Source organism: Cytobacillus gottheilii (assembly GCF_001636345.1).
Classification (GTDB): domain Bacteria; phylum Bacillota; class Bacilli; order Bacillales; family Cytobacillaceae; genus Cytobacillus; species Cytobacillus gottheilii.
On the sequence record NZ_KV440945.1, the window covers coordinates 3,441,339 to 3,461,147 of the forward strand.

A 19,809-nucleotide genomic window follows, 5' to 3' on the forward strand; every position below is an offset into this window, starting at 1 on the left:
TGAAGCTATTTATTATGACATTCCAAGAATACCTTACAAAGGCATTTTTTATTACATATATACATAAACGCCAGGTTAACGCATTCCAGCGTTTAAAGAGGATGGGACAAATCGAAATTAATATTTCTAAAACACGAATATTCAATATCTTAGTTTCGGTATTAAATCAAGACCGTTCCATTGCGCTACGGACCCTCGCTTTCCGCGGGGAGCAAGCTGAGCCTACTCGTCTCTTCGTTCCTGTGGGGTCTCACCCTTTGCTCTGCAGCCCGCAGGAGTCGAGGGCCCTCCGCTCCATTTCACTCATGTAAATAAAATATATTTTATAATTATAAATAAAAAACCAAATGATTAGAAAGATGCCTTCCTTACCATTCGGTTCAATAGGTGTGTTAGTTGCTTATGTCCCAGCCTCATTCTGCAAAAACCTGATCTATTTTCTCCCGGTCATAATCTAATATCCATTCATTATAGCTTTCATAGATGCCCCGAATGGTTTGTGGACTTGCTGCAAGCAGATCACAGCCGCGATCATCATAAACGTGAAAGATTGTTTTTTTAGTCATATTGATAAAATAAACATAATGAAATATTTTTGGCTGTAATGCCATATCCTGATTACAGATCGCCTTTAACAAAGGAATGTAAGCTATATCTTCAGCTTTACATTTTAATGTAAATCGATAGGTCTTATACTCCCCATCTTCATCATCTTCCGGAAAAACAAAAGGAATAGTATTCTCCTGTAACTTATACAGAACAGATTTCTTTTTTATATACTTAGAAAAAGTACTTAACTTCCCCTTAAACACTTCTCCTTCAGCATAATCATGTACATCCACTACCATAAATAAATCATCTGCTGGAGAATGTACCGTCTTAAACAAGGTGATTGCTCTGTCGTACACACCTCTTATATATGGACAATTTTCATAAATGTTGTCAAATTCATAATCCACCCCTAATTCAAATCGGATGCCAACATCCCAATGGTAAAAAAGCGGCGGTCTCAGTGCTAAACCAGAAAAATTTGATTCCATGAATTGGTCAACTTGCATTTAGTAGCCTCATTTCTTTTATGCTTCTTTTTTTATTTCATCTATAATCGTATTGTTTTCCATCCATTCTTCTAAAAGTCTATTAAAAAGGTCAGGAGCAGAAAGAGGTGCTGAATGGCCAATCTTAGGAAAAATGATTCCCTGAACATTCGGATTGCTGTGTGTCATCTCTTTCATTGAATCCTTCATTATTTTTTTCTCTTTTTCACCAACCGTAGCTAATATTTTGTGTGGATATGTATGGAACGATGAAGGGAGCGTAAATGAGGCATTATCATTCATGACTCGCATAAAAGCTTGTTTATTAATCTGAAGTGTTTCCTGGTAATACTGATTAAAATACACATCACTTATATCAAGCGCTTTAGCTTGTGCTTTAGCAAATGTTCGATTCTTTACCAGCGGCAAAGCCATGATCATGGTTTGGTTCAGCATGTTGGCAAAAGGAATTCGCTTGACCAAAGCACTATTAATCATTGCATATTGAATTAGATCTTCCTTTTTTCCCAGCATAGATATCAACACTTGTGAACCTAGAGAAAACCCAACTGCTGCCACCGTTCTTCCTTTTCTTTTTTCTTCAATCAATTCAATCAGCTGATCTGCTGCAGTATCAATCGAGAATTTCAACCCATCTCCTCTGCTTTTTCCATGCTCGGGCAGATCTGGAATCATACAGTGATAACGCTGGGAAAAATAAGCTACCTGCTGATCCCACATCCAGCCGCTGACTCCGCCCCCGTGAATAAAAACAATCATTTTCGAATGTTCGGCACCGTATTCTTTATAGTACAATTTATTCTCCCCCCAGGATAAATTGGTTTTCACTACTATTTCACCAGGTTTTTCAACTTAATATGTATACCAAAAAGTCTTATCTGCAATATCTTGGAATTGATCTGCTTTACGAAAATGCAGCAGGATATCCTTTTGATTGGTGCCAGTATATTCATCATCATCAACATTATAATATTGAAAAACTTCAACCTGATAATCCCCATTAGGAATTTCAATCCTATATTGAGAACAATTTTGGTCTGGCACTTTATGATTTTCAAATTGTGCTGCCATCGTAATGCAATCATAATCAACTAAGAACAGCTGCTCGTGTGTCACTTTGATAAAACCCGAAGCTTTACGGAAACAAGATTGTTCAATATTCTCTTCTTCTGAATCAATTAATACCTCAACATTCCAGGAGTGCTCAATTCCCTCTGCTGTCATTTGAAAGAAGAGGATATATCCATTTTTCATTTCTTCGGCAATATGCTTAAAGAGTAAATCATCAACATCCCAATCTTCGCTGACAAACGACTTATATTCTTCCGTATTTGCAACACCTATGAAATTCGTATCGCCAAATTTCATGACAAAATTCATAGCTAGCCCTCCTAGATATACATTTTCAGCTTTCCACTTGGAAATTGTTACTAATAATTAAATAATAACAAAATTAGGTGCTCTTGTAATTTGATACGGAAAATTCTCAGTAATCAAAGAGCTGTTTTTAAAATAATGTAATTGTTAGGAAGATTCATATAGAAATGCTATATAATTTTCATAAATACATCAGCCTTTTTTAATGAAGCTAACTGCACTAAAAAACGCGCTGAGAAAAAAGAGGTGTGCAGATGACAAATGAAAACAGTATATCCATCCGGGAACTAACCACTCAAAAAGAATGGCAGGAAGCTTATCCCGTCATGAAGCAATTAAGAACTCATTTAACAGAGGAGCAATACCTTGAGTTAGTAGAGGAAGCAGCAGAAAAGGAACAGTATACATTAGCTGCCTTATACGTAAATAACAAAATCGCAGCTCTTGCTGGATTTATGCCGATGATTACCTTATACAACGGAAAATCCATATGGGTTTGTGATTTAGTAACAGATTCTTCTCACCGTTCCAAAGGGTATGGTGAAAAACTATTAAACTATGTACATGATTGGGCAAATGAAAAAGGATTTAATATCGTCTCCCTCTCTTCTGGTCTGCAAAGAAAGGATGCACATCGGTTTTATGAAGATAAGATGGAATATGATAAGGTCAGCTACGTATTTTTAAAGAGACTTTAATGTAAATTGCATAAAAAGGCGGCGGAAATGAAATGGATCCGCCACCTTTTTTATTTTTTCAAGGCACTTATTTATGAATAATATCCTCTCTTAATGCCGCCACTTTCCTCAGCGCCTCATTGATATCTTCTTTCTCGACGCCAAAGTGTGCAAGTGCATCATGAAGATGTCTCACAATCGCTTCAAAATGTGCCGGCTGTATATCCATATCTTCATGCGCTTTTGCCATGGATCTTCCGGAATACTGATTTGGTCCTCCTAAAGCAAAACTGATAAACTTTGCCTGATGCTGGCGCTGCTTATCCATATCAGTATGTTTGAAATAGTGATTGACTGACTCATCTTTAAGTACCAGCTCGTTATAAAAATAATCTACTACCTTTGAAATTGCTTCTTCTCCGCCAACTTTTTCGTATAGTGTTTTTTCCATGGTAACACCCCTATCAAAATTCTTATACTATCATTTTCCACAATGTTAAAGGTGTTATTCCTTTTTTGGAGCAATAAAATGAAAAGAGTGGAAAAATAGCGAAGAAAAGATCGAATACCATAAAAAACGATAGAAACCAGCATGAATTATGCGGATCATAGTAATTGAAATAGCAGATATCGCCGTTAATTAGGAAATATCCGCCGTAAAAAAATATATCCGCCTTTAATTTGATTTATCCGCCAAATTCCAATCCGCCCACACCTACACAACAAAAAAGCCAAGCACGGAATATCTATCCGTACTCGGCTTTCAAAACGAACTGCTATTAGATCACCTGCAGCCCCGCTTGATTCAAGAAGTTCCAAGGTTTGTTGTAATGAGGCTGGAAGAAGAAATCAACAAATCCAAGCTCATCCATTGTCATCTTATTCTGAATACAAACTGATAATGTGTTGATTGATTGAGTCACGTCGATTTTAGACATAACCTGTGCTCCAACAATACGCTTTGAATCTTCTTCGTACACAACCTTCAGCTGTACCTCTTCATAGGTTGGCATAAATTCTGGACGGTCATGCTCAACAATTGTGACACTTTTCACATTCAATCCCATACGTTGAGCTGATGCTTCTGTTAAGCCTGTTGTTGCAATGTTTTGATCATATATTTTAATACCTGATGTACCTTGAGTTCCCATATAGCGAACAGTTGGCTTTACCAAGTTTTTAGCTACGAGCGTTCCCATTCTCACCGCGTTTGTTGCAAGCGGGATATAAGCATATTCACCTGTAGGGTTATAGCGGATCGCACAGCTGTCCCCAGCAGCAAATACATCTTCATTGCTCGTGCGCATATACTCATCGACTTTAATCGCGCCGTTTGCAAGCATATCAATCTGCCCTTTTAACAGGCCAGTGTTCGGCTGGAATCCGATACAAAGAATCACAAGATCTGCTTCGTATTGACCATTCGCTGTTTGAACAGCAGATACTTTGCCATTTTCCCCAACAAAACGATTAACGGTTTCACCCAGCGCTAACTGAACGCCGCGGTCAGTAAAGTCCTTTTCAACAATTTCTGTAAAAGATTCATCTAAATACTTGCTTAAGATTCTTGTTTCACCGTCAATAAGCGTTACATTTTTCCCGCTCATTTCGAATGCTTCTACAAGCTCAATGCCAATATAACCTGCCCCTACAACGACAATATTTTGTGCTTCCTTCGCTTTTTCAATGATTGTGTTCGCATGATGGAAGTTTTTACAAAGAAGAACATTTTCCATATCAATGCCTTCAATCTTCGGAATGACAGGCCAAGATCCAGTCGTCATGACAAGCTTATCGAATGTGTCTGTCACTTCTTTGTCTTCTGTCAGATTTCTTGCTGTGATTTTTTTCTCTTCTACATTAATATCTACTACCTCATGCTTCATCAGCATCTTAACGCCTAGCTCCGTCAATTCTTCTGGAGAACTGTAAAATAAACCGTTTGGATCTTTCACAACGCCGCTAACATGCAAGGCAATTCCGCAAGATAAAAAGGAAATATTATCGTTTCTTTCATAAACTGTAATTTCAGCTTCTGGGTAAAGCTTCACCATATTTGATACCGCAGCAGTTCCAGCATGTGTACATCCAATAACAGCAATTTTCATTTATGTGTTCCTCCTAGAGTTTATGTTTGTTAAAAACTTCACATATTATTTGTGATTTGTTTCACAATCAACCTTATGAACTCATTATAAGATATCTTTGTGAAATAATCAACATATTTTGTGATTTTTATCACATACTATTCAAAACCTCGTCACATAAGGCTTTTGAAGCATTACACTCCATAATAGTAATCCCCATTTGAAGAAAAAAAACTAAAATTCTTAGCTGGAACTTACTGACTAGAGATTTCACCTTCAGTCTGCTGGTTAGCACTCAACAGATTGGAAAAGCTAAGCAAGCAGATTCTTTTACAGTTTTAATGTTTTTACATATGATTACCTCTATACCGTCTTAAAAAAACCAACTAAGGAGATTAAAAAAGTATGACTAATGAAAACAACTCACTGTTATCTTCTTTTACCCTGCCGAATGGCATAACACTGAAAAACCGTGTAGTAATGGCACCAATGACGAATTTTTCTTCCAATCAGGATGGAACTGTTACGGATGCTGAAGTAGACTATTATGCACGCCGCTCATCTGGCGTATCAATGGTCATTACGGCTTGTACAAATGTCACGCCAAATGGCCAAGGGTTTCCTGGGGAATTTGCTGGCTATAGTGATGATTTTATCCCAAGCTTAAAGCAACTAGCTTCAGGCATTAAAGAACAAGGCGCAAAAGCCATTCTGCAAATCTTCCATGGCGGCAGACAATGCCCTCCTGATTTAGTAAATGGAGATGTGGTAAGTGCGAGCAATATTCCTTCAGAAGGTGAAGGAAATCCGGTTCCACGCGGCTTATCTGAGGCTGAAGTGGAAGAAATGATTGAGGCTTTTGGTGAAACAACTCGCCGCGCAATTGAAGCTGGCTATGATGGGGTTGAAATTCACGGAGCAAACGGCTACTTGATTCAGCAATTCTTCTCCCCGCATTCAAATCGCAGAGAAGATCGCTTTGGCGGCAGCCTTGAAAAACGAATGACGTTCCCTCTTGCTGTCATAGAAAAGGTAAAAAGTGTGGTAAAAGAACATGCTAAATCTCCATTCATTGTAGGCTACCGCTTCTCGCCAGAAGAGCCGGAAACACCAGGGATTACAATGGATGATACGCTTGCTCTTGTTGATAAACTATCAGATCAAGGTTTAGATTACTTGCATGTTTCTCTTCAGGACTTCCATTCAACACCAAGACGCGGTGTTGATGATCTATCGAAAACACGCATCCATTACTTATTAGAAAAAATCGATAATCGTGTTCCTTTAATTGGGGTTGGTTCTATTTATAGTGCAGAGGATGCAAAGAAAGCATTCGCAACAGGCGTTCCGCTTTTAGCATTAGGCAGAGAACTGATTATCGATCCAGATTGGGTACAAAAAGTAGAAGCTGGAAAAGAAGATGAAATTGTGACGGAGATCGATAAAGATCGCCAGAAAGAACTTGTTGTTCCAGATCCATTATGGAATGCAATTATTCATACACCAGGCTGGTTCCCTGGAGTATAAATGTTCCTTTTGGATTGAAGAGACAGAAGGAATTAAAGAGTAAAAAACGAGGGACTCACATCCCTCGTTTTTATTTTTTCAGCTTAACCTTCACCATTTTCCGCTTTCCGACCTGTACAATGAGGCCCTCTATGATCTCCAGTTGCATTCCAGAATCTTCAACTGTCTCCCCATTCACTTTCACCCCACGATTGCCGATCATTCGGCGGGCTTCACTTTTAGACGGGAAAAACTGCAGCTCTAATAGCAAGTCAACAATTGAAAGCTTCCGATCGCCGCTCCACTCTTTTTCAGGAATTTCATCAGGCAAAATTCCTTTCTGGAATACAGAAACAAAGTGATTTTCTGCTTTTTCAGCTTCCTCCTCACCATGGTACATTCTTACGATGGTTTTACTCAGCAGCATTTTCGCATCCCTTGGATGCAGGGAACCTGATGTGATGTCCGTTTTTATGCTCGCAATTTCTTCTGGAGAGAAGTCTGTAATAAGCTCAAAGTATTTGATCATCAATTCATCTGGTATTGACATAGCTTTCCCGTACATCTCTTCTGGCTTTTCATCAATGCCAATGTAATTCTTCTTTGACTTTGACATTTTTTCAACACCATCAAGTCCTTCTAATAATGGCATTAACATCGCCACTTGCTTTTCCAATCCAAACTTCTCTTGAAAATGTCTGCCCATCAGAATATTAAAATGCTGATCTGTCCCGCCAAGCTCAATATCACACTGTAATTTAACAGAATCGTAGCCTTGCATTAACGGGTAAAAGAATTCATGGAGGGAGATTGGTTTGCCTAAAGCAATTCGTTCTTCAAAGTCATCTCTTTCCATCAGCCTTGCGACAGTAATTTTTCCAGCCAGATTGATAACATCTTCAAAGTTCAGTTTAGAAAGCCATTTTGAATTAAAATGCAGCTCTACTTTTTCCATATCCATGATTTTGCCGAATTGTTCAAAGTAGGTCTTTGCATTATGTTTCACTTCTTCATCCGTCAATTGTTTCCTGGCAGCCGACTTGCCGGTTGGGTCGCCGATTTTACCTGTGAAATCGCCAATCAGCAGCTGAATGATATGCCCGTTATCCTGAAACTGCTTTAATTTGTTTAAAACAACACTATGACCTAAATGCACATCTGGCGCAGATGGATCTAAACCTAATTTAATTTTTAGCGGCTGATTTTCCAGGATTGACTTTGCCACTTTCATTTCCAGCTCTTCTGTTGGAATAATATCTGCTGTACCTTGTGTGTAGATGTTCATTTGCCTTTTTACTTCCGCTAATTGTTCTTGCGTTAATTTGCTCACCATTGCTTTCATCCTCCTAAAAAAAAATAAAGACCGTAACATTCATAAAGGGACGTATGGTTTACGCGGTACCACCCTTTTTGAAGATTACAGTCTTCCACTCTGCGATATAACGGATCGTCCGTCCTTTTGCATAAAAATATACAAAAGAAAGCTCAAGGAATGTAATTCGGATTTATCACTGTATCGATTCTCAGCACCATCGACTCTCTGAACCAGGACAATAAATCCTACTGCTTTTCCTATCATCACATTTAATATTGATTATCTCGTATCATTCGTCTTAATAATTCTGCCGCAGTCTTTTGCTCATCCTCACTCAAGCTTGAGGCAATTTTCACTTCACTCTGATGAAATTGCGGATAAAGTTCTTCGATTACTTTTTTCCCTTGTTCCGTGATCGCCAGAAAGGTTATTCTCCGATCTCTTGGGTCCGTTTTCCGGTAACAATACTCTTTTTTCTCTAAGGTTTTCGTAATATTGCTAATCGTAGCCTTTGAGACCGCATTTAATTCTGCTAATTTTTTCGTTTCAACTGACTTCCAGATCCATAAATCATACAGGATAGAAAATGAAGTCCAGGAAAGACCGTGCTTAGAAAGCACTTCTCGTTCCATTTCATTTTTCAAGCCCTGTGCCACTCGATAAATGTTTGTCACAACTGAAACAGCGTTTAAATTAAGGGAATCCAGAGGAATCTTAGACAATTGGCTGATTGTATCTTTCTCTTCCTGCAGTAGATCGCCATCCTCATTAAATGTATAAATACACATCACTCCCTTCAAATTTTCTTAATCGTTAGCTATGAAACGATAATACTAAAGGTTGGGTAGTAATGCAAGAGGTATTTGCACTTTCGGTCAATCTTGGGTGGGTTTCGATCATTTCAAAAGACTTTTCAATCACTTCCTCTATTTGGGCACAAAAAAAGACAGCCGAAGCTGCCTTTTTTGTTACACTCGATTCATTTCATCTGGATCGGATCCAACACGTTCACTTTTGTTTAGTCCGTTAAGAGTTTCCACATCTTCTTGAGATAATTCAAAGTCAAATACATCTGCGTTTGAGATGATGCGGTTTTCTTTAATGGATTTTGGAATGGTTACGACTTCATTTTGCAGATTCCAGCGGATAATAACTTGAGCTGTAGTTTTGCCATATTTTTCGGCAATTTTCATGATTGTAGGCTCATCTAAAAGCTGGCCTTGCTTTAATGGTGACCATGATTCCAGCTGGATGTTATGCTTTTTGCAGAAATCGCGCAATTCCACTTGTGTTAAGTGCGGATGGAACTCAACCTGGTTCACCATTGGTGTAATTTCAGCATCCTTCAGCAAGTCCTCTAAATGATGCTCTTTGAAGTTACTTACACCGATTGCACGAACTCGTCCATCTTTATATAATTTTTCTAATGCTTTCCATGTTTCTATGTATTTGTTCTGAGCAGGAACTGGCCAGTGGATTAAGTATAAATCCAGGTACTCCAAACCTAATTTTTCTAAGCTCGTATCAAAGGCTTTTAATGTTTCTTCATAGCCTTGATCGCCGTTCCAGACCTTTGATGTAATAAATAGTTCTTCACGTGGAACACCAGCTTCTTTAATCGCTTGGCCGACACCTTCTTCATTTTGATAAATGGCTGCTGTGTCGATGCTTTTGTATCCATTTTTGATGGCAGCTTTAACGGCTTGAATAACTTCATCTCCGTCTTGAACTTTAAATACCCCTAGGCCCAACCAAGGCATTTTGACACCATTATGTAATGTGGTTGTATCTTGCAGATTTGCTGGCATTTGCATCCCCCTAACGTATAGTTCGTGTTTCTAAATATTACTTACTGATTAATATTATCAAGAATTGGTAATGAGATGCAATTTTTAAAGCTTAAACTTCACATCAATTTTACTTAAAATATGAGACTAGGACTACTCCAGCAGCAGATATTTCTAAAACACGAATATTAAATATCTTGGTTTGGATATATAAACAAGTCCGTTCCACCTGCGCTGCGGACACTCGCTTTCCGTGGGGAGGAAGCTGAGCCTCCTCGGACCAAGCTCCTCCGGGGTCTCACCCTTTCCTCTATTGCCCACAGGAGTCGAGTGTCCTCCGCTCCATTTCACTCATGTTAATAAAATATATTTTATAATCCTAAAAAAACCAAATGATTAGAAAGATGACTTCCTAACCATTCGGTTCTATGAGAGTGTTAAATACTTATGTCCCAGCCTCGTTATTTCCATTACTTCATATATTCATTCACAAGCTCATAGCATCTTTCTCTCGTTACATCTGCCATGACAGCGGTATATTCTACATTTTCCTGTGTGCCGCCTTCATATTTTAAGGAAGCTTCCTTCGCCGTTGCGTCTCTGTGTTCAATCCAGCTTCTTTGTTCTATTCTTAATGCATCCATTTCTTCTTGTGAGAGCTGCTCTTCAAGGACAGCATAGATTTCGTTCAGTGCATCATCCCAGGCTTCCCATCGGTCTGAAGCTTCTTTTTTCATTTCAACTGTGTTGGAAGCAGTCGAGTTTTCCATCATTTCCGTCATCTCTTGATCAATCTCATCTAACTTCGCAAGATATACTTCTTTTTTACTCTCTGATTCTTCGCTATCACTATTGTCAGCAGAATTTGATGGATCTTGAGCAGGTGTTTCGTCCGATGGCTCATTAGAAGATTCATCTTGTTCATCAGGTGCAGCCGAATCGGAATTTTCAGGAGTTTGTTCTGATCCGCTGTTTTCTTCTGATTGTGTGTCTGAATTAGAACCTGTCTCTTCCGATGAGTCCTGGCAGGCTGCTAATAGCATGACAAACGATGCAAGTAAAATAAGTAATATTCTTTTGCTCTTCATTTTAAAACCTCTTTTGTAAAAATATCGTCGTGACTGAATTCATCCCTCATTCTAAAATACTCCATCTGTCTGTTATTATATTTCAATAAGATGGCAAATTCAAAGAATTCGAAATCCCCTAAATGCTTTCTGTCATATGTCAAAACTCGTTGATACAGATTTTTTTGCTTCACAAACTTACACAATGTTCCAAGAGGTAATTCTTGAATTCATGCGAAATTTTTGTATAATATGAGGTAACTGCATATCAAAAATGTTTTCTAGGGTTCCGCAGCTTAATGCTGGTCTGGTCCGAGAGAAAACTCACAGCTCTTGCTGTGCCACGGAAGGATAAAAGCCTGGGAGAAACTGCGTAACAGTTATCTCCTGGGCTTTTTTGTTTTTTGGAGATATTAACATTGGAGGTGTCTTTTGCATGAATAAAGACTGGATTAAAGTATTTATTGCAGCTTTTTTTGAAGTATTTTGGGTGATCGGCTTAAAGCATGCTAATGATTTCTGGGCATGGGCTGGAACTCTCGTTGCGATTGGAATCAGCTTTTATTTAATGATTATGGCTGGGCGAAAGCTTCCCGTAGGAACGGTATATGCAGTGTTTGTTGGTCTGGGAACAGCTGGAACAACATTATCTGAAATTCTCTTTTTTGGAGAACCATTTAGGATTGAAAAAGTACTTTTAATTTTACTTTTATTAGCAGGTGTTATCGGTCTGAAATTAGTGACAACAAACAAAGTACAGGAAGAGGGTGACTCCTAATGGCTTGGATTTTTTTAATCTTAGCGGGATTATGTGAAATGTGGGGTGTTGCGATGATCAACAAACTGCATAAGGATCGTAATTGGCAATCACTCTTCTTATTGTTTCTAGGGTTTGGATTAAGCTTTATTTTTCTTGCTTTAGCTATGGAAACACTTCCTATGGGGACGGCATATGCTATCTGGACAGGAATCGGGGCTTCTGGCGGAGCGATTTTAGGAATGATTTTTTATGGTGAATCAAGAGACTGGAAAAGACTCGTTTTCATCGGCATGGTTTTAAGTGCTGCAGTTGGATTGAAACTCGTCTCATAAAAGGTCTTTAAGATTCCTTATTATTTTGTTTTTAAAAAGCATGGTGCCTGTGAATTGGCTCCATGCTTTTTTGTATCATCATAACAGCCATGATGGCTCTTAAATATTTGTGATGATTGTTTTTAAGAAAATTTCCTGTCCCAGCTTTTCTGCAGCTTTCGAATATAAACAATCTGTCCAATATGGTAAGCATTATGTGTGGTCAAGTTTCCCAGAATACCCCACCACTTTGCATTCACAGGAAAGCCATGTACCTCTTGATCCATTATCTCCTCTGTCAGCAGCTCCTGCCATTGCAGCAAAACTGCTAGAAGGCACGCTTTTAAGTCAGCAAATGATCGATCTTCCTTAATAACAAAGCTTTCATTATTGTCACGCAGCGGCGGAACTGCATCCATATGTGATTTTTTATATCTCTTTTGCCATGTTTCATTCCAATATAGAAGGTGCTGGACTATTTCAGCAATACTGTTGCTTTCTTTGTCTGGTTTCCAAAACGCGTCTTCTTCTGTTATGTTCGCAGTTGATTCTAAAAATGAAACATAACAGCTGCGATCATTTGCATTTGCTAATAATTGATCTGCCAGAACATCCTTAGCATGAGACATCCTAATCATACTCCTTCAGATGAGATTAATTTTTTGGTGTGTTCGACTGTGATCTAGATTGTCATCATATTTTGCTTTTGATTTATTTTTTTGGTTCTTATGATTTTCAGGATACTTTCATTTACGACATCAGGAGCTTCCAGATGTACTGAATGACCCATATCCAGCTCAATATGTTCAGTGTCAGCAGTGAGATTGATTAAATGCTGCTGATTTTTCCGCCAGTTTTCAGGCTGTTTTTTTGCACTGATTACAATAACCGGAAGATCTGACTTCAGAGGCTGGCTATTCAAAAGCTGCTCAGCTGATATAGAACTATCCCTGAATTCACGGTAGACAGTTTGGTATGCCCCCACCGTGTAGCCAGTATATTTTAGTGCAGCATCAAACTCATTCGAAAGAACTTTACGCCCAATCATCTGTTTCAGTAATCTCGGAATTCCAATCAATGAAGTGATATGCGCAAAGGTGACAAGTCTGCTAAATTGCTTGATACGCTTTTCATTCTCTTGATTTAAGACATAATGATTTTCATGGGCGGCATCAACTAGTACTAACCCTGCGACTTCATCCTGATACATACTTGCAAATAGGCGCATTGCAAGACCGCCAAAAGAGTGGCCAACCAGGATAAACGGCGGATCGATTTTAAGTTCACGAAGAATATCTTTAATTTCTTCTACACTATCTAAAGAGGTCAGTGTTTTCCTATTTGTCCTGCTCCAGCCATAGCTGCCTCGATCATAGGATATAACACGCGCATACTTAGAAATTTCCGGCTGAATATAGCACCAGTCAATAGAGATTGAACTAAGCCCGGCTTCTAGAATAACTGTAACAGGTCCTTCGCCGCGCACAATAGCATGGACCTCTGAAAATTTAGTTTTAATGATCTGTCCAGGCGGCTTCACTTTATTTTTCCGATCTACAGCCAGGTTCCAAATCGTTAATGGGAACCCAACTACACCTAAAGCATTTCTGAAAATAGTTGCTAAAGTCATTTTTCTCCTCCATATTGTTCCAAATAATATATATGGTAGATATTATTCAATACAGAGGGAATAATTCCCTTCTGGTTCAATCCTAGATTTTAGTTCCACTAAAAATGAATTCATACGAGAACTTGTAAGTGCTAACTTTTACTCCACTCTTCAGCTAAAACAGCGTAATAATACTCATCCCACCACTCTGAGCCGTTTGGTATACATTTTTTAAAATGGCCTTCCCTTCTCATGCCAATCTTCTCCATAACACGATAAGAAGCAATGTTTTCTGGCTGGCAGGTTGCAATTATTCGATGCAGTTTCATTTTTCCGAACCCGTAATCTAATAGGGCTTTAGCTGCTTCAGAAGCATAGCCTTTACTGTAATAATTGGGATTAAAGACCCAGCCAATTTCATACGTATGTTCACCAAAGTATTGATGAAAAACCATATGCCCGATCAAAAGATCCTTCTCTATTAAAACAACAGGAAAATATTTAGCTTCAGCAGCAGTGTTCTTATTTATAAATGCTTTCACATCTTCTTCCGTAAATACACCTTCTGGTATGTATTTCATTACTTGCCTGTCTGATGTATATTCATATACTGCCTGCCAATCTTTTAAATCAAAATGACGGATTAATAATCTACTTGTTTTTATATTCATATCTGTATCCCTGCTTACTGAATTTTTTTATTGCTGTTTTATGTTAAACACACAAAACAGCACCTCAGCAAGTACATTCGATTTATTAATCCTAAATTCCTTTATATACTTAACACAAAAAAGACAACCCCTGCTGTTTAAAATGTACCCTATAGAGTAGACACTTTAAAAAAGTCTACCTATAGGGTATTTTTTTGTATAATGACAAATAGACAACTAGTAGAATCGGGGAAAACATCATGAGTAAAAAAACATTCACAGAGAAAGAAATCAAAGAATTATCCATTAATCCTTTTGTGAAAGCTGTAAGTGGTAAGGGAATTACCTACACAGATGAATTTAAACGCCTATTTATCGCTGAGAAGGAGAGTGGCAAATTCTCTAGACAGATCTTTGAAGAGGCTGGATTTGATACAAATATAATTGGTATGACACGTATTCATGCCGCTAGTAAGAGATGGAATGCTGCTTTTAAAATGAACGGAGTTTTAGGGCTCAGTGATACAAGGAAAGGCAATTCCGGGAGACCTAGAGAACGGGAGTTATCCCTTGAGGATAAGAATGCTCGACTAGAAGCACAAATCAACCTGCTTAAGGCGGAAAATGAACTTTTAAAAAAGATTCGATTCGCGGAAAGGGGGCTAAAGAAGTAGTCCTCTCTCCAAGTCAAAAGTTCATTCTCATTCGTTCCGTAATAGAGAAATATAAGCTAAAAAAAATGGTGAGATACCTTTGTGGGGTCGCAGGAATTTCCAGAAGTGCCTATTATAAATACTACTCTCCCGAGTCTCAAGAGCATAGAAAACAACGGGAAGCAAGGGATGAAGAACTGAAAGAAATCATCTTGAAAGCATTCCGTCATAAGAATCGAAAGAAAGGGGCGCGTCAAATTAAAATGACTTTGGCGGGTCAATTTAAGATTGTCTTTAACTTAAAAAGAATTCGAAGAATCATGAAGAAGTATAACATCGTTTGCCCCTTCCGGAGGGCGAATCCATATAGGCGTCTTATGAAGGCCACCCAGGAACATTCAGTGGTCCCGAACCTCCTGAAGCGCCAATTCAATCAGGGTAAACCAGGGAAAGTGCTGTTAACAGACATCACCTATTTGAACTATGGAAAAAGTTCCAGAGCGTATTTATCTATGATATTGGATGGCTCCAGCGGTGAAGCTCTTGCTTACAATGTGTCTGACAGAATGACTATTGAATTAGCCACAGATACCATCAAAAAGCTAAAGAAAAACAAAAGGTTTAAAAAACTTAAAGATTCACTCATCCATTCGGATCAAGGGGTTCACTATACCCATCCTCAATTTCAGAAAATGATTAAAAAACTTGGAATCAGGCAATCAATGTCCCGAAGGGGTAACTGTTGGGATAACGCCCCCATTGAATCTTTCTTTGGACACCTGAAAGACGAAACCTCTATTAAATCCTGCCTGACACTAGAGGAAGTACAAAAGGAAATTAAGCAATACATGACTTACTATAACCACCATAGATATCAATGGAACCGAAAAAAGATGACCCCTGTTCAATACAGAGATCATCTTTTAGAAGTAGCTTAGGCTTTTTTAAAATGTCCTTTACAAAGGGTACAATTTAGTTTCAAGGATTGTCTCTATTATTCAATCTGTATGTATTAAAGCTTTGCTGATCTACCAGCCTGCCTATCAAACCACAAGGACAGTCAGGGTACCTCGAAGTTGCCTTCAAAGTTGTATGGCAGGATTTCATTAACACTAATCACTTATGACTAAACACTAAACAGTTAAACACTGATTACTAAGCACTCAATACTGAACACTTATCTTGGCGTTTCCTCTTTGGGAAACAATCAGATTTGATTGACTGGATTTAGTGGTTTACAGCGATAGACCAGCAAAGTTAATCCATCTTAGTCGATATCTACTTCAACGAATGTTCTTGCATTCACTTCATTCAGTGTACCATCAATTTCAGTCATAAACTCAACCAAAAACGCATCAAGTTCATCCATTTTTTCAATTGGCACTAAATAGAGTACATCTGCCAGGACTTCCTTTTTCACTTGTTCTGATAGTCCTTCAGTTTTCATGTTTTTATTAAATTGATCAACTTCTGCAGTGGCCTTTGATACAGCTTTTTGATAGGCATATTTTAAATTTTCAAAGTATGCTTGAATATCATTTTTATAGACTATAGCTTCGGCAATTTTCATTGTCTTTCCTGTAATGACAATGTCTGTTTCCAGGTTCGCCTTATTAATCGCTACCGTTAACTTTATGTAATTATCTTTCAGGTCATAAAACTGCTGAAATAATGCTTTCACTTTGTCTATCGATTCTTGATGATTCTTTTTGATATCCTTTTTTTCATCAGATAATATGTGAAGCCTTTTATTATTAATGGCACCATGCTGGGAAATGTCTTTTGTAATTTTCTCTAACTGGGCTTTGATCGTTTTTTTGCGCGTCATCGCACGGGCAATCGTCATTTGCATTAACGGGTTCCTCCCCTTTTAACTTGCTTCTTGCTCTGTAAATCATAGAATAACAAAATTTAAAAATCAACAAATATGTTATTCATTTCCTGTACGAATTTCCAGTGCTTTCCCTTTTCCATGCAAAACATTTCTTTTACTGCAATTCTATTAGTTAAAACTTGTTTCTGCACTAAAAAAATACTACGATTAACCTACAATAACCATTTGTTGAATAACAACAATTAGAAAAGGAGTTCTAATACAGCACATGTTCATTCTTATTATGCTTCTCTCTCTGCTGATTTACGGCGGGCTTGTTTATTATATCGGCTGGAGAGGGTATCGATTGCTGCGTCCGGAGACTTCCACGCGGCGTTTTAAAACGATTTATATTTTAGTCATCACGCTGGCAGCCACTTCATTTGTTCTGGGCCGTGTGTCAGGAATCACATTCTTAAATATTGCCGGCGCCTATTGGATGGCATGCTTTTACCTGCTGATCTTACTGGTTCCTCTTGCCCATTTGACGGTCATTCTCCTGCGCTTAACAAAGCTGCCGAGACGAAAGACGCAGGTATGGGCAGGGACGATTACGATTGGATTGATAATATCACTTTTAGCATATGGCGTTTTTAATACATACAGTCCTGTTGTTCGCACATATGATATTACAATGGAAAAACGCTCATCTACTCTCGATTCATTGCATATCGCAATGGCTGCAGACATGCACTTTGGTCTTTTATCAGGTAAAAATCATGCAGAGCGCCTTGTAAAACAAATGAATGAGTTGAAACCAGATATTATCTTAATCCCTGGTGACCTTTTTGATGATGATGTTCAGCCATTTCTTGATCAGGAAATCAACCAAATCTTATCTGAGCTTGATGCCCCATACGGCGTGTACGCCTCCCTTGGCAATCATGACAAGCATGAAGGAACGATGGATAAGCTGATACAAGCATTAGAGGATAGCGGCATCACGGTTCTGTATGATGAGACAGAAAACATTCAGGACCAGTTTTCGCTGATTGGACGCAAAGATTATTCAGATCCAGACAGACTGGCCTTAGACACACTTATGAATGAAGTCGATTCTTCTAAACCAGTCATTTTGCTGGAGCACCAGCCATATGACCTTGATATCGCACAGCAGGAAGGTGTAGACCTAATGCTTTCAGGCCACACCCATCGCGGACAAGTATTCCCAGGCAGCCTTATTACGGCTTCCATTTTCGAGAATGATTGGGGACATCTACAGAAGGAGCAAATGCATTCTGTTGTTACCTCAGGGTTTGGCTTCTGGGGACCGCCAATGCGGATAGGAACAAGATCTGAAATTGTCAGTATTCAGGTTCAGTTTCAGTAATATAAACCGTTTGAAAGAGGCTGAGGCATAAGTATTTAACACACGCATAGAACCGAATGCTTAGGAAATCATCTTTCTAATCATTCGGTTTTTTTATGATTATAAAATTTATTTTATTCACTTGAGTGCAATGGAGCGGAGGACACTCGACTCCGGAGGGAAATAGAGGAAAAGGTGAGACCCCGCAGGCGTGTGCACTGGACCCATAAAATTGGACACTTATATTTAAGCTTAAGCAGCTACTACTTCAGTACTAACCCGATAAGCTACTGGACTTTTCCGATTTAATCTTGATTTAATTCTCAAGTGGTTGTAGTAATAGATGTATTTTTCTAACTCGGCTTTAAAATGCTCGATACTTTCAAACTCTTGTAAATAAAGAAACTCTGATTTTAAGATCCCAAAAAAGTTTTCCATGACAGAATTGTCAAGACAGTTTCCTTTTCTAGACATGCTTTGTGTAATCTTATGTTCTTTCAGTGTCCTTCGGTATTTGGGCATTCGATAGTGCCATCCCTGGTCGGAATGGAGTAAGAGCTCATCGCTTTCTTTTACGTATTTTAATCCTTGGGCCAACATCCTATCGACCAAATCAAAAGTCGGCCTTGATTGAAGCGTATAGGTGATGACCTCGCTATTAAATAAGTCTAAAATCGGAGAAAGATAAAGCTTCTCTCCAAACACTTTAAATTCTGTAATGTCTGTCACCCACTTTTGGTTCGGTTTCTGGGCACGGAAGTCACGGTTAAGGATATTAGGAGCTGCTTTTCCAACTTCCCCTTTATACGATTTATACTTTTTCATACGCACAATGCATTTAAGCCCTAGATCTCTCATTATTCGAAGTACTTTCTTTTTGTTGATCTGATATCCTTTTTCCTGAAGCACGTCCGTAATGCGGCGATATCCAAACCGACCTGAGTGTTTGCGGTAAATGAATGAAATTCTTCTTTTCCATTTGCGGTCAGGATCTGGTTGATTCCACTTTTTTATGAAGCTGTAGTAAGTGCTTCTAGGCATCTTGGCTATTTTGATCATTTTAATCACCGGGAAGTTGTTCCTTAGTTCATATATTACTTTCGCTTTAATTTGGTTGGTGATTGTTCTTCCTGAACTAAGGCTTTCAGCTTTTTTAAATACGCGTTCTCCATACGAAGGTATTCCAATTCTTCTATCAGCTCTTCTACCGATGGATTCTGAGAGTTACTCTTGTCCTTATTTTTCCTCTGATTAGATGTCATTATAGAAAGCCTCTTTTCTTTTGGTTCAAGGGCATCTACTCCATCTGTCTCCCACGTTTTCTTCCACTTGCGAAGCATAGATGGATCAGGGAGATGGAATCTCGCGGATGCCTCTCGAATGGAGTAATTCTTTTCCGTGATAAATTGAATTACCCTCATTTTAAAGGCAGAAGGATAGTTTGTATAGGGAAAGGAAAAAGCCTGATCCCCATGGTAACGAACGAGCAGCACCCAGTAACGGAGAGTGGAATGATCTACGCCCACCTGATTCGCTAGTTCCCGATAACTAATCATTTCGTTTAAATAACGTTTAGCAATTTGAAGTTTCTTTTCCTTGGTAAGATGTGTCATTTATGAGTTCGCCTCCTATTGTTGGAGTGTCCAACAATAGGGGGGCAGTGCAGCGTGCCGAGGAGGCTCAGCTTCCTCCCCTCGGAAAGCGAGAGTCCGCAGCGCAGGTGGAACGGGCTTGTTTAAAGAGTTCTATTTTAACAATTTGTGCTCACGC

19 protein-coding genes, 1 pseudogene, 1 riboswitch and 1 other annotated feature are annotated in these 19,809 nt (G+C 38.7%); of the genes and pseudogenes, 6 read left to right on the forward strand and 14 right to left on the reverse strand.

Annotated features, from left to right (window positions below):
- Window positions 1-413: 413 nt before the first annotated feature.
- Genes A6754_RS16625 through A6754_RS16635 form a run of 3 tightly spaced genes read right to left on the reverse strand, consistent with a single transcriptional unit; the run spans window position 414 to window position 2,426 of the window.
- The gene (locus A6754_RS16625; protein WP_066451688.1) at window positions 414-1,040 is read right to left on the reverse strand and encodes a DUF3885 domain-containing protein; all 627 of its coding nucleotides are present in this window, start codon (window positions 1,038-1,040) and stop codon (window positions 414-416) included.
- A 36-nt stretch (window positions 1,041-1,076) separates the two neighbouring features.
- Window positions 1,077-1,853 carry an alpha/beta fold hydrolase gene (locus tag A6754_RS16630; protein ID WP_082851717.1) on the reverse strand — a complete coding sequence of 259 codons (777 nt, stop codon included), beginning with the start codon at window positions 1,851-1,853 and terminating at the stop codon, window positions 1,077-1,079.
- 57 nt (window positions 1,854-1,910) lie between these two features.
- Window positions 1,911-2,426, reverse strand: a complete 516-nt coding sequence (locus A6754_RS16635) for a hypothetical protein (protein ID WP_082851833.1) — start codon at window positions 2,424-2,426, stop codon at window positions 1,911-1,913.
- A gap of 263 nt (window positions 2,427-2,689) precedes the next feature.
- Between A6754_RS16635 and A6754_RS16640 the strand changes: the two genes are divergently transcribed.
- Window positions 2,690-3,133: a GNAT family N-acetyltransferase gene (locus A6754_RS16640; RefSeq protein ID WP_066448326.1), complete on the forward strand. Its 444-nt coding sequence runs from the start codon at window positions 2,690-2,692 to the stop codon at window positions 3,131-3,133.
- Window positions 3,134-3,200: 67 nt separating this feature from the next.
- Here the strand turns inward: A6754_RS16640 and A6754_RS16645 are convergent, their stop codons facing one another.
- Window positions 3,201-3,563: a group I truncated hemoglobin gene (locus tag A6754_RS16645; protein ID WP_066448329.1), complete on the reverse strand. Its 363-nt coding sequence runs from the start codon at window positions 3,561-3,563 to the stop codon at window positions 3,201-3,203.
- Between the two features lie 328 nt (window positions 3,564-3,891).
- Complete coding sequence (locus A6754_RS16650) at window positions 3,892-5,220, reverse strand: FAD-dependent oxidoreductase (protein WP_066448331.1); 1,329 nt, start codon at window positions 5,218-5,220, stop codon at window positions 3,892-3,894.
- Window positions 5,221-5,604: 384 nt separating this feature from the next.
- Here A6754_RS16650 and A6754_RS16655 point away from each other — a divergent pair, with 384 nt between their 5' ends.
- Entirely contained in the window at window positions 5,605-6,726 is a 1,122-nt protein-coding gene (locus A6754_RS16655) for an NADH-dependent flavin oxidoreductase (RefSeq protein WP_066448335.1), read from the forward strand.
- 70 nt (window positions 6,727-6,796) lie between these two features.
- On the opposite strand, the gene tyrS is transcribed toward A6754_RS16655, so the two are convergent.
- From tyrS to A6754_RS16675, 4 genes are all read right to left on the reverse strand, one after another.
- Entirely contained in the window at window positions 6,797-8,047 is a 1,251-nt protein-coding gene (gene tyrS, locus A6754_RS16660) for a tyrosine--tRNA ligase (RefSeq protein WP_066448338.1), read from the reverse strand.
- A gap of 33 nt (window positions 8,048-8,080) precedes the next feature.
- Window positions 8,081-8,293, reverse strand: a binding site (T-box leader).
- Window positions 8,290-8,808, reverse strand: coding sequence for a MarR family winged helix-turn-helix transcriptional regulator (locus A6754_RS16665; RefSeq protein WP_066448340.1), 519 nt, complete (start codon window positions 8,806-8,808; stop codon window positions 8,290-8,292). (Overlaps the previous feature by 4 nt.)
- Before the next feature lie 180 nt (window positions 8,809-8,988).
- Window positions 8,989-9,828 carry a glyoxal/methylglyoxal reductase gene (gene pgoN / locus A6754_RS16670; protein WP_066448343.1) on the reverse strand — a complete coding sequence of 280 codons (840 nt, stop codon included), beginning with the start codon at window positions 9,826-9,828 and terminating at the stop codon, window positions 8,989-8,991.
- Between the two features lie 449 nt (window positions 9,829-10,277).
- Window positions 10,278-10,895 (reverse strand): lysozyme inhibitor LprI family protein, encoded by a 618-nt coding sequence (locus A6754_RS16675; protein ID WP_066448345.1) that lies wholly within the window; start codon window positions 10,893-10,895, stop codon window positions 10,278-10,280.
- A gap of 249 nt (window positions 10,896-11,144) precedes the next feature.
- Window positions 11,145-11,242: riboswitch (guanidine-I (ykkC/yxkD leader) on the forward strand.
- Window positions 11,243-11,310: 68 nt separating this feature from the next.
- Here A6754_RS16675 and A6754_RS16680 point away from each other — a divergent pair.
- Both A6754_RS16680 and A6754_RS16685 read left to right on the forward strand, forming a co-directional pair.
- Window positions 11,311-11,652, forward strand: coding sequence for a DMT family transporter (locus A6754_RS16680; protein WP_066448347.1), 342 nt, complete (start codon window positions 11,311-11,313; stop codon window positions 11,650-11,652).
- The gene (locus A6754_RS16685) at window positions 11,652-11,966 is read left to right on the forward strand and encodes a DMT family transporter (protein ID WP_066448350.1); all 315 of its coding nucleotides are present in this window, start codon (window positions 11,652-11,654) and stop codon (window positions 11,964-11,966) included. Before A6754_RS16680 ends, A6754_RS16685 begins: the two co-directional genes overlap by 1 nt.
- A gap of 122 nt (window positions 11,967-12,088) precedes the next feature.
- Here A6754_RS16685 and A6754_RS16690 read toward each other — a convergent pair whose 3' ends face one another.
- The 3 genes from A6754_RS16690 to A6754_RS16700 form a co-directional block, all read right to left on the reverse strand.
- Entirely contained in the window at window positions 12,089-12,574 is a 486-nt protein-coding gene (locus A6754_RS16690) for a DinB family protein (RefSeq protein WP_066448352.1), read from the reverse strand.
- Window positions 12,575-12,627: 53 nt separating this feature from the next.
- Entirely contained in the window at window positions 12,628-13,575 is a 948-nt protein-coding gene (locus A6754_RS16695) for an alpha/beta fold hydrolase (protein ID WP_066448354.1), read from the reverse strand.
- A 131-nt stretch (window positions 13,576-13,706) separates the two neighbouring features.
- Window positions 13,707-14,225 (reverse strand): GNAT family N-acetyltransferase, encoded by a 519-nt coding sequence (locus A6754_RS16700; protein ID WP_066448357.1) that lies wholly within the window; start codon window positions 14,223-14,225, stop codon window positions 13,707-13,709.
- Window positions 14,226-14,426: 201 nt separating this feature from the next.
- On the opposite strand from A6754_RS16700, the pseudogene A6754_RS22475 reads away from it, so the two are divergent.
- Window positions 14,427-15,795: pseudogene (locus A6754_RS22475) on the forward strand (IS3 family transposase).
- A gap of 329 nt (window positions 15,796-16,124) precedes the next feature.
- Here A6754_RS22475 and A6754_RS16715 read toward each other — a convergent pair.
- Window positions 16,125-16,709 carry a hypothetical protein gene (locus tag A6754_RS16715; RefSeq protein ID WP_066448367.1) on the reverse strand — a complete coding sequence of 195 codons (585 nt, stop codon included), beginning with the start codon at window positions 16,707-16,709 and terminating at the stop codon, window positions 16,125-16,127.
- A 250-nt stretch (window positions 16,710-16,959) separates the two neighbouring features.
- Here A6754_RS16715 and A6754_RS16720 point away from each other — a divergent pair, with 250 nt between their 5' ends.
- Entirely contained in the window at window positions 16,960-18,060 is a 1,101-nt protein-coding gene (locus A6754_RS16720; RefSeq protein WP_066448369.1) for a metallophosphoesterase, read from the forward strand.
- A 231-nt stretch (window positions 18,061-18,291) separates the two neighbouring features.
- On the opposite strand, the gene A6754_RS22480 is transcribed toward A6754_RS16720, so the two are convergent.
- Window positions 18,292-19,652 (reverse strand): IS3 family transposase gene (locus A6754_RS22480; RefSeq protein ID WP_371806966.1). Its coding sequence is split into 2 segments (ribosomal slippage): window positions 18,292-19,187 and window positions 19,187-19,652, totalling 1,362 coding nucleotides; the frame shifts between segments, so codons are not numbered across the junction.
- Between the last annotated feature and the right edge of the window lie 157 nt (window positions 19,653-19,809).